At 66.5% G+C, this 9,723-nt stretch carries 9 protein-coding genes and 1 pseudogene; 8 read left to right on the forward strand and 2 right to left on the reverse strand.

What is annotated here, in order from left to right:
* The 8 genes from AC2VOP_RS04830 to AC2VOP_RS04865 form a co-directional block, all read left to right on the forward strand.
* Positions 1-290, forward strand: a 290-nt coding sequence (locus tag AC2VOP_RS04830; protein ID WP_486959889.1) for an ABC transporter permease, incomplete at its 5' end; no start/stop codon positions are given.
* Between the two features lie 11 nt (positions 291-301).
* Positions 302-1,147: an ABC transporter permease gene (locus AC2VOP_RS04835; protein WP_486959896.1), complete on the forward strand. Its 846-nt coding sequence runs from the start codon at positions 302-304 to the stop codon at positions 1,145-1,147.
* A gap of 10 nt (positions 1,148-1,157) precedes the next feature.
* Complete coding sequence (locus AC2VOP_RS04840; RefSeq protein WP_486959890.1) at positions 1,158-2,432, forward strand: MCE family protein; 1,275 nt, start codon at positions 1,158-1,160, stop codon at positions 2,430-2,432.
* Positions 2,432-3,460, forward strand: coding sequence for an MCE family protein (locus AC2VOP_RS04845; RefSeq protein WP_486959897.1), 1,029 nt, complete (start codon positions 2,432-2,434; stop codon positions 3,458-3,460). Before AC2VOP_RS04840 ends, AC2VOP_RS04845 begins: the two co-directional genes overlap by 1 nt.
* Positions 3,453-4,544, forward strand: a complete 1,092-nt coding sequence (locus AC2VOP_RS04850; protein WP_486959891.1) for an MCE family protein — start codon at positions 3,453-3,455, stop codon at positions 4,542-4,544. Before AC2VOP_RS04845 ends, AC2VOP_RS04850 begins: the two co-directional genes overlap by 8 nt.
* A 9-nt stretch (positions 4,545-4,553) precedes the next feature.
* The gene (locus AC2VOP_RS04855; RefSeq protein ID WP_486959892.1) at positions 4,554-5,990 is read left to right on the forward strand and encodes an MCE family protein; all 1,437 of its coding nucleotides are present in this window, start codon (positions 4,554-4,556) and stop codon (positions 5,988-5,990) included.
* The gene (locus AC2VOP_RS04860; protein ID WP_486959893.1) at positions 5,987-7,213 is read left to right on the forward strand and encodes an MCE family protein; all 1,227 of its coding nucleotides are present in this window, start codon (positions 5,987-5,989) and stop codon (positions 7,211-7,213) included. Before AC2VOP_RS04855 ends, AC2VOP_RS04860 begins: the two co-directional genes overlap by 4 nt.
* Positions 7,214-8,995 (forward strand): MCE family protein, encoded by a 1,782-nt coding sequence (locus AC2VOP_RS04865; RefSeq protein WP_486959894.1) that lies wholly within the window; start codon positions 7,214-7,216, stop codon positions 8,993-8,995.
* On the opposite strand, the gene AC2VOP_RS04870 is transcribed toward AC2VOP_RS04865, so the two are convergent.
* Together AC2VOP_RS04870 and AC2VOP_RS04875 are read right to left on the reverse strand one after the other, a co-directional pair.
* Positions 8,982-9,452, reverse strand: a complete 471-nt coding sequence (locus AC2VOP_RS04870) for an Rv2253/PknI dimerization domain-containing protein (protein WP_486959895.1) — start codon at positions 9,450-9,452, stop codon at positions 8,982-8,984. The genes AC2VOP_RS04865 and AC2VOP_RS04870 overlap by 14 nt on opposite strands.
* Positions 9,453-9,565: 113 nt before the next feature.
* A pseudogene (locus tag AC2VOP_RS04875) lies at positions 9,566-9,723 on the reverse strand (twin-arginine translocation pathway signal); the annotation flags it as partial.

The raw sequence follows: 9,723 nt of genomic DNA on the forward strand, positions 1-9,723 counted from the left end.
TGGGCGGCTACGTGTTCTCGGTGTTCGTCCAGAACGTCAACCCCGGCGCGTTCGCGGCGGGCATCACCTTGTTGACCGGGGTGCCGGAGCTGATCATCTCGTGCGTCAAGGCAGCACTTTTCGGTCTGATCGCAGGAATGGTCGCGTGCTATCGCGGCCTGATCATCTCCGGCGGGGGCGCGAAGGCCGTCGGCAACGCGGTGAACGAAACCGTGGTGTACGCCTTCATGGCGCTGTTCGTGGTCAACGTGGTCGTCACCGCGATCGGCATCAAGATGACGGTCAAGTGACGGTGGATGCTGTGACGCTGCGCGCCGCCTATCCGCGCCTGACCCGGCAGTTCCAACGTCCGGTCACTGCCCTGGGCCGCATCGGGGATCACGCGCTGTTCTACGGGAAGGCGATTGCCCAGGCACCCTTCGCCACCACGCACTACCGATCGGAGGTCATCCGCCTGATCGCTGAAATCAGCATGGGCGCAGGCACTTTGGCGATGATCGGTGGCACTGTGGTGATCGTCGGATTCCTGACGCTGGCTGCCGGCGGCACACTTGCGGTGCAGGGGTACAGCTCGCTGGGCAACATCGGCATCGAGGCGCTGACCGGGTTCTTGGCGGCCTTCATCAACGTGCGGATCTCCGCGCCCGTGGTCGCCGGCATCGGGCTGGCAGCCACCTTCGGCGCCGGGGTCACCGCGCAGCTGGGCGCGATGCGCATCAACGAAGAAATCGACGCCCTGGAGGCGATGGCCATCCGGCCGATCTCCTATCTGGTCAGCACCCGGCTGGTCGCCGGGCTGATCGCGATCACACCGCTGTACTCCATCGCGGTCATCCTGTCGTTCCTCGCCAGCCGATTCACCACGGTGTTCCTGTTCGGGCAATCCGCCGGCTTATACGACCACTATTTCCGGACCTTTCTGAACCCGATCGACCTGTTGTGGTCGTTTCTGCAGGCCATCCTGATGGCGGTGACCGTGCTGTTGATCCACACCTACTTCGGCTATTTCGCCACCGGGGGTCCGGCCGGTGTCGGCGTCGCGGTGGGCAACGCGGTGCGCACCTCGCTCGTCGTGGTGGTGTCGGTGACGCTGCTCGTCTCCCTGTCGGTCTACGGCTCCAGCGGCAACTTCAACCTGGCGGGATGAGGGAGACCCGATGACACCACCAGTCCCGCCCCGTCGCGCCCATAGGCATCGGCTCGAAGGCCACGATGCGCCAGGCCAGCCCCAGCATGCACCACCCCCGGGCTATCTGCGGCCGCTGGCAGGCTTGGCGATGATCGCCGCGATCGCCGGGATTGTCGCCCTGGCGGTGACGCTGTTTCGGGGCGGCGCCACCCCGACCGCGCCGGTCACCGTGGTGTCGCCGCGTGCCGGCCTGGTGATGAACCCCGACGCCAAGGTGAAGATGCGCGGCGTGCAGGTCGGCAAGGTCGCGTCGATCCAGCCGCTGCCGGACGGTCAAGCCGCCCTGCACCTGGCGATGAATCCGGCACAGCTGCACCTGATTCCGGCCAACGTCTCGGTCGACATCGCATCGTCGACAGTGTTCGGCGCCAAGTTCGTCCAGCTGTCCCCACCGGATCAGCCGTCCGCGCAGCCGCTGCAGGCCGGTGCGGTGCTCGACGGCAAACATGTCACGGTCGAGGTCAACACGGTCTTCGAGCAACTGACGTCGCTGTTGTCGAGGATCGACCCGGTGAAACTCAACGAAACCCTGGGCGCGCTGGCGTCGGGCCTGGGCGGGCGCGGTGAGAAAATCGGCCAGATGCTCAGCGACGCGGATGCGTTGCTGGCCGAGCTGGACCCCAGCATGCCGGCACTGCGCCACGACCTGGCGGTGACCGCCGGGGTGGCGAACGCCTACGCCGACGCGGCCCCCGACCTGGTCAAGGTCGCGCAGAGCTCGACCCCGATCAGCCAGACCATCGTCGACCAGCAGAAGAACCTGGACGCGGTGCTGCTCAGCTCGATCGGCTTGGCCGACACCGGCAACGACGTGTTGAGCACCAACCGGGGACCGCTGACCGACGTCATGCATCTGTTCGTCCCGACCGGCGACCTTTTCAACGAGTACCACGAAGCGCTGACCTGCGGCCTCGGGGGTGCGGCGTGGTTGCAGGCGGGACAGGGACACGCGTTTAAGGTCCCGGGTGTCAACCTCACCATCGGTTTCGACTTCGGCGGGGATCGCTACCGCTACCCGCAGGATCTGCCGAAGGTGGCGGCGAAGGGCGGCCCGCAGTGCACCGACCTTCCGCAGGTGCCTTTCGGCGGGCACGCCCCATTCGTCGTCGCCGACGTCGGCACCAACCCGTTTAGGTACGGAAACCAGCGACTTGTCTGGGACTCCGATCTGATCAAGCAGTGGCTCTTCGGGCCGATCGACGGGCCGCCGCGTAACTCCGCACAGACAACGCAGCCCGGATGATGGGCACACGCATGACGGCGGTCAAGTTCACGGCGTTCGTGGTCGTGATGACGATCCTGACCATTTTTCTGTTCGTCATCTTCAGCCAGTACCGAACCGGTGCGACTAACCGGTATTCGGCGGTGTTCAACGACGTTTCGCGGCTGAAGACCGGACAGACCGTGCGGGTGGCCGGTGTCCGGGTGGGCACCGTGCGCGGCGTCTCGCTGCGACCGGATGAGTCGGTGGTGGTCACCTTTGACGCCGACCGCAACATCGTGCTCACCAGCGGCACCCGGGCCGCGGTGCGCTACCTCAACCTGGTCGGTGACCGCTACCTCGAGCTCGTCGACGGCCCGGGGTCGACGAAGGTGCTGCCGTCCGGTGCGCAGATCCCGGCCGACCGCACCGCGCCGGCGCTCGACCTCGACCTGCTCCTGGGCGGGCTGAAACCGGTGATCCAGGGTTTGAACGCGCACGACGTCAACGCGCTGACCTCGTCGCTGGTGCAGATCTTCCAGGGCCAGGGCGACACCCTGGAGTCCATCATGTCGAAGACGTCGTCGTTCACCACTGCGTTGGCCGACAACAAAGACGTGGTGCAACAGGTGATCGGCAATCTCGACACCGTGCTGGCCACGATCGACAAGGAGGGCGCCAACTTCTCGGCGACGATCGACCGCCTGGAACGGCTAGTCACCGGGCTTGCCGCAGACAAAGACCCGATCGGCGCCGCGATCACCGCATTGGACAACGGGACCGCGTCCCTGGCCGATCTGCTGCCCCGGGCGCGGCCACCGCTGTCGGGTGCGGTGGCTCAGGTGAACCGGTTGGCCCCGCTGCTCGACGACAACAAGGATCAGCTGGAGTTCGCCCTGCGCAAGGCCCCGGAAAACTACCGCAAGATGATCCGGGCCGGCTCCTACGGCAGCCACATCAACTGGTACACCTGCTCACTGGACTGGCGAGTCACCGATTTACAGAACCGCACCGTGCATGTGAAGTGGATCGAGCAAGACGGTGGGAGGTGCGCAGAACCCGATGGGTAAATACCGTGGCGCTCAGCTGATCCGGGCGGGTGTGCTCGGTGTCGTCCTGGCGCTGCTCGTCATCGGCGTGGGCCTTGCGCCCGACCGGCTGGTGTCGTGGGCGACGGCCGTGCGCTACCAGGCGCTCTTCTCCGACGCGGGCGGTCTGGCCGTGGGCAACGACGTGACGGTGTCGGGGGTCAAGGTCGGCGCGGTGTCGGGCATGTCGCTGGCCGACGGTGAGGCGCTGGTCACCTTCACCGCCAAGGCCAGCGTCCCGCTCGGGTCGGATACCACCGCGCAGATCCGCACCGGCACCCTGCTGGGCGAGCGGGTGCTGACCTTGGAGTCGGCCGGCAGCACCTCGATGCATCCGATGGGCGTGATACCGCTCACCCGGACGTCGTCGCCCTACCTGCTCACCGACGCGGTCAGCGAGTCCACGACCAACATCGCCGGAACCGACACCGCGATGGTGAACCGGTCGCTGGACACCCTCTCGGAGACGATCGACCAGATAGCACCACAGTTGGGCCCGACGTTTGACGGGCTGACCCGGCTCTCGCAGACGCTCAACAGCCGCAACCAGAACCTGCGCGATCTGCTCAGCACCGCCGGCGACGTCACCGGGATCCTCTCGGAACGCAGCCAGCGGGTCAATACCTTGATCCTCAACGCCAATGACCTGGTCGCCGTCTTGGCCCAGCGGCGGCAAGCGATCGTCGATGTGCTGGCGAACACCTCCGTTGTCGCCACCCAGCTGACCGGGTTGGTGCACGACAACGAAGCCAAGCTGGCGCCGGCCTTGAAGAGACTGAACTCGGCGACGGAGATGCTGGAGAAAAATCGGGACAATATCTCGATGACGCTCAAGCGTTTCCCGCCCTACATGACAACCCTCGGTGAGGTGGTTGCCAGCGGTCCGTTTTACGTGTCGTTCGAAGCCAACCTCACGCCGCTGCAGCTGCTTCAGCCGTTCCTGGACTATCTCTGGGGATTCCGCACTTTCGACACCGACCCCGGCCGCGGCCCCGGTGTGCCGTCCCCGTTCCCGCGGGCATACTTCCCGTGGCCGTTGATCCAAGACTATGCCGGGCACCCCTGAGGAGGCGTGATGTCGCGCAAGAAGGTTGCGGCTGCGGCCGGGGTTGTCCTGGCCGGGCTCGCCGTCGCGGCCGCCGCTTTGGTCGTCCATAAAACGTTCCTGCGCCCGAAGACCGTCACCGCCTACTTCACCAGCGCGACCGCCACTTACCCCGGCGATGACGTGCGGGTCTCCGGCGTCACGGTGGGCAGCATCGCCGCCGTGCAACCCGAGGGGACTCGGGTCAAAATGACGCTGCGCGTTGCCCGCGACGTGCCCATCCCCGCCGACGCCAAGGCGGTGATCGTCGCCCAGAATCTGGTCGCGGCCCGTTATGTGCAACTCACCCCGGCCTATCGGTCGAACGGCGAGAAGATGCGCGACGGCGCGGTGATTCCGGTCGAACGCACGGCGGTGCCCGTCGAGTGGGATGAGGTGAAAACCGAACTGATGCGCCTAGCAACCGACCTGGGACCCAACAGTCAGGTGTCGACGCCGTCGGTGGCGCGGTTCATCGACAGCACCGCCGACGCCCTGCAAGGCAACGGCGAGCGGCTGCGCCAGACGCTGGCTCAGCTGTCCGGTGTGGGGCGAATCCTCGGCGAGGGCAGCGGCAACGTCGTCGACATCATCAAGAACCTGCAGACCTTCGTCACGGCCCTTCGCGACAGCAACACCCAGATCGTGCAGTTCCAGGATCGGTTCGCCACCCTCACCAGCGTGGTCAACGAAAGCAGGTCCGACCTGGATGCGGCGTTGACGCACCTGTCGGTGGCGCTCGGCGAGGTGAAGCGCTTCATCGCGGGCACCCGCGACCAGACCGCCGAACAGGTTGCGCGGTTGGCCGACGTCACCCAGAACCTGGCTGACCACCGCATGAATATCGAAAACAGTTTGCATGTCGCGCCGAATGCACTCGCCAACTTCTACAACATCTACAGCCCTGAAGCCCCATCCGCCGACGGCCTCTTCGCGTTCGACATCTACAACAACCCGGTGTTCGCCGTCTGCACCCAGATCGAGGCCATCGAAAACATCACCGCCGTGGAGTCCGGGAAGCTGTGCGCCCAGCATCTGGGTCCCGCCGCGCGGTTACTGAACTTCAACTTCATGCCGTTGCCGACCGACCTTCTGCTGTCCAAATCGGCAAGCCCGGAGAACCTGATCTACACCGATCCGGCGCTGGTGCCCTGTCACCGCAACTGGGATAAGACCTGCGAGGGAGACATCACCGGTTCCGTCCCGCGTCCGGCCGAGGTGCCGCCGGCGGTGTCGGCGTACACCGGGCTGCCCGGCGACACCAATCCGCGCTGGGGACCGGGAGCGTACTGGGCGCCGACACCTCCGCCACCGCCGCGGGCCGTCTCGTTGCCGCCCGAGCCGGTGCCGGCTGCGCCCGGGCCGCCGCCGGTCGGCCCGCCGACGGTGTCGGGCCTGCTGCTCCCCACGGAGGTGCTGTCGTCGTGACTCGTACCGGCTTGGAAAGGCAGGGCCGCTCACGGGTTGCGGGTGTCGCCGCCAGGGTGTTGGTCGCCGTGGCGTCTGTGGTGCTCACCGCGACGGGCTGCGCGTTCGGGGGTCTGAACTCGGTGCCGCTGCCCGGCGCGGTGGGACGCGGGCCGGGCGCCCAGATTTTCCACGTCGAGCTACCCAATGTGGCCACCATGGAGTCGAATTCGCCGGTCACGATCGATGACGTGGTGGTGGGCAGCGTCGGCAGAATGACCGTGCAGGGTTGGCATGCCGACGTCGAGGTCGGGGTACGGCCCGGTGTCGTGGTGCCCGCCAATGTGACCGCGAGCGTCGGACAGACCAGCCTGCTGGGTTCGATGCACCTTGAGCTCAACCCGCCGGTCGGCCAGCCGCCGACCGGACGGCTCAAACCGGGCGCTACCATCCCGCTGAACAAGTCGTCGACGTATCCGTCGACCGAGCAGACCTTGTCGACACTGGCGGCCGTGGTGAACTCCGGAGGGTTGGGGCAGCTCGGCGACATCGTCCACAATGTGGGTGCCGCATTGTCCGGGCGGGAACGCGAGGTCCGTGATCTGCTGACCCGGCTCGACACCCTGGTGGGTATCTTCGACGATCAGCGTGACAACATCGTCGCGGCCACCAAGGGCTTGAACCGCCTCGCCGGCACCTTCGCCGACCAGCGCGACGTCGTCACCCGGGCACTGCGGACGGTGCCGCCCGCGCTGGACGTGCTGGTCCGGGAACGGCCGCGGCTGACGACGGCACTAGACAAACTGCGGGTTTTCAGTGACACCGCCACCGGCCTGATCAACGACACCCAGGCTGACCTGGTGCGCAACCTGAACAACCTGGTGCCGACAGTGTGTTCGCTCGCCGAGGTCGGTCCCAAGCTCGACCTCGCTGTGGGCTTTCTGGCAAGTGCGTTCCCCTACGGCCAAGGCCTGGTCGATCGGGGCGTGAAGGGTGACTATTTCAATGTTTTCCTCATTCTCGATTTCACCCGCGCTCGGCTCAAGCAACAACTGTTGGCGGGCACCGGCTACCAGGCACAGAACATCGTTCAGGTACCGGCGCCGGGAGATGCGGGATACGACGCGTTCCTGGAGCGATACCCGAACGGGGACGGCTACACTGACCTGCCGCGAACTCCGCCGCCCCCGGATCGGTGCGACCCGGACACTTTGGCGTTGCCGAACGGGAATGGAGGCGGGTAGATGCTGACCCGTTTCGTGCGAATCCAGCTGATCGTCTTCGTGATCGCGTCGATCATCGGCGTGGTCGTGATGGCCTTTGCCTACCTGCAGGTGCCGACCCTGTTGGGCATCGGCCGGATGACCGTCGCACTGGAGCTGCCCGCCTCGGGGGGGTTGTATCGCTTCTCCAACGTGACCTACCGCGGTGTGCAGGTCGGCACGGTCACCGCGGTGCGGCTGACCCCCAACGGGGTGAAAGCGACACTGTCACTGGGCACCTCGCCGAAGATACCGGCGGACCTGCAGGCCGACGTGCGCAGCGTCTCCGCGGTCGGCGAACAATACATCGACCTGCGGCCGCGTACCGACTCGCCGCCCTACCTGCGGAACGGCTCGGTGATCGCGATGGCCGACGCCAGCATCCCGCAGCCGGTGGGACCGATGTTGGATCAGGCCAGCGCCTTGATCAACAGCATCCCCAAGGACAAGCTCGGCGCCTTGACCGACGAATCGTTCACTGGTTTCAACGGATCCGGGTTTGACCTGGGGTCGCTTCTCGACTCGTCGGCCAGGGTGACCGGCGACGTCAACGGCGTGTCGGGCCGCGCCCGAGCGCTGGTCGACGACTCGGTACCGCTGCTGGACTCGCAGGCCCAGACCGCGGACTCGACCAGGGTGTGGGCCCGCAGCCTGGCCGGGGTGACCGAGCAGGTGGCGGTCGACGACGCCCAGCTGCGCACGGTGCTGCGGGACGCGCCGGGTGCCGCCCGGCAGGCTCAGGCACTGTTCGAACAGGTCAAGCCGACGCTGCCGGTGTTACTGGCCAACCTGACCAGCCTCGGCCAGGTCGCCGTGACCTATCACCCGTCCCTGGAACAGCTGCTGGTGCTGTTCCCGCCGCTGATCGCCAGCATGCAGTCGATAGCGCCGTCCAACAACTACACTGACATCGCACCGAATGGTTTCCACCTCCAGGAAGGCGACCCGCCACCGTGCTTTGTCGGCTTCTTACCGCCGCAGCTGTGGCGCTCCCCGGCCGACACCACGACGATCGACGCGCCGGACGGCCTGTACTGCAAGCTGCCACAGGACTCGCCGCTGGTGGTTCGTGGTGCGCGCAACTATCCCTGCATGACTCGTCCCGGCAAGCGTGCGCCGACCGTCGAGATCTGCAACAGCGACAAGCCCTACGAGCCGCTGGCCATGCGGCAGCACTGGACCGGGCCGTACCCGATCGACCCGAATCTGCTGTCGCAGGGCATACCGCCCGACGATCGCATCGGATACGAGATTGGCGCCCGCGCCGCCGACCTCTACGGCCCGCTCGGAGGATCGGCGCTGCCACCTCCTGGGGAACTGCCCCCGCCCCCGCCCCCGGGGCCGGCGCCGGTGCCAGCACCGCTGCCGCCGTTGCCGCCGCCGGGAATGGTGTGGCCGATCAACCCCGCCCAGCCGGCGCTGCCCTACGCGCCCGGCCCGCCGCCGCCCGGCCCCGGCAACTGGGCGGCGCCCGCAGCCCCGCCGCCCGGCCCCGGCAACGCGTCGGCGCCCGCCCCGGCAGCACCCGTCGCGCCGGCTGACGCCGCACCACCGCCCGGTACACCAGCTGTGCCATCGGTGGCCCCAAGTTCGTTCGGCCGCAACGGGTCTAGGCATGCTCCCGCGGTTGGCGTCGCCGAATACAACCCGCGCACCGGTTCCTACGTCGCACCGGATGGCCGCCTCTATCGGCAGGCAGACCTAGTGACCTCGCCGGATCATCGGGCCAAGACGTGGAAGGACCTGATTCTCACGCGGTCTTGACCAACGTGAACGGCATCTCGACAAACGTCCACTGATTGAGTCCGCACGCGCCGCTGGGGCCGAGGGTTTCGTCCCAGCCGCGCAGGTGGTCGTTATCGGTCGGGTAGAACTTGAAGTGCTGATGGCCGGGGAACACCGTGCCGTCGGGGCACCGGACAAAGTCTTCCACGTCGTGGGTGACGAGCCACAGATTGCCCGCAAGGAGTTTGATGGCCGCACTCCACCCTTGGTCGCTGCTCATCTGGCCTGCGCATTCCAGCGAGGTGCTGCAGGTGGTCGCGATGGTCCAGGTACTGATGACAGTTTTCTGGTCGTAAAACTGGTGGTTTAACTGCGCCCAATTGCCGTCGGAGGTAGCCAGGAATGTCCCGTTGAGGGCGACCGGATCGGAAGGTCTGATCGGCTCGGGATACGGATCCGCCGTGCAGACCCAGCCCGGGATGATTGCCGCGGCCACCAGCGCTGCACTTGCCAGCGCGCTGACTCGTCGCATCGATCGCTCCTCACGTCATGTGCGGGCCGCATCAGCCGTCCGCGGCTCTGCCCATTTACCTTAGGACCTTGAGGCGCTCAGACAGGTTCGAATTTCGATATCAGCCAGGCGCCGTTGACCTTTGCCAGCGTTACCCGTACATTGCTCGACGTCAAAATCGGCTTCGGTTTGTCCTTGCTGGTGGTGGTCTGGTGGATGAACAAGAGCACGACCGCCGAGTCCGGATGTAACTCCG

This window comes from Mycobacterium sp. TH-M106, from assembly GCF_057473765.1.

Coding starts and splice junctions, on each gene's coding strand:
- AC2VOP_RS04865 (WP_486959894.1), top strand. CDS start 7,214: ATGCTGACCCGTTTCGTGCGAATCCAGCTGATCGTCTTCGTGATCGCG.
- AC2VOP_RS04855 (WP_486959892.1), top strand. CDS start 4,554: ATGTCGCGCAAGAAGGTTGCGGCTGCGGCCGGGGTTGTCCTGGCCGGG.
- AC2VOP_RS04850 (WP_486959891.1), top strand. CDS start 3,453: ATGGGTAAATACCGTGGCGCTCAGCTGATCCGGGCGGGTGTGCTCGGT.
- AC2VOP_RS04845 (WP_486959897.1), top strand. CDS start 2,432: ATGGGCACACGCATGACGGCGGTCAAGTTCACGGCGTTCGTGGTCGTG.
- AC2VOP_RS04840 (WP_486959890.1), top strand. CDS start 1,158: ATGACACCACCAGTCCCGCCCCGTCGCGCCCATAGGCATCGGCTCGAA.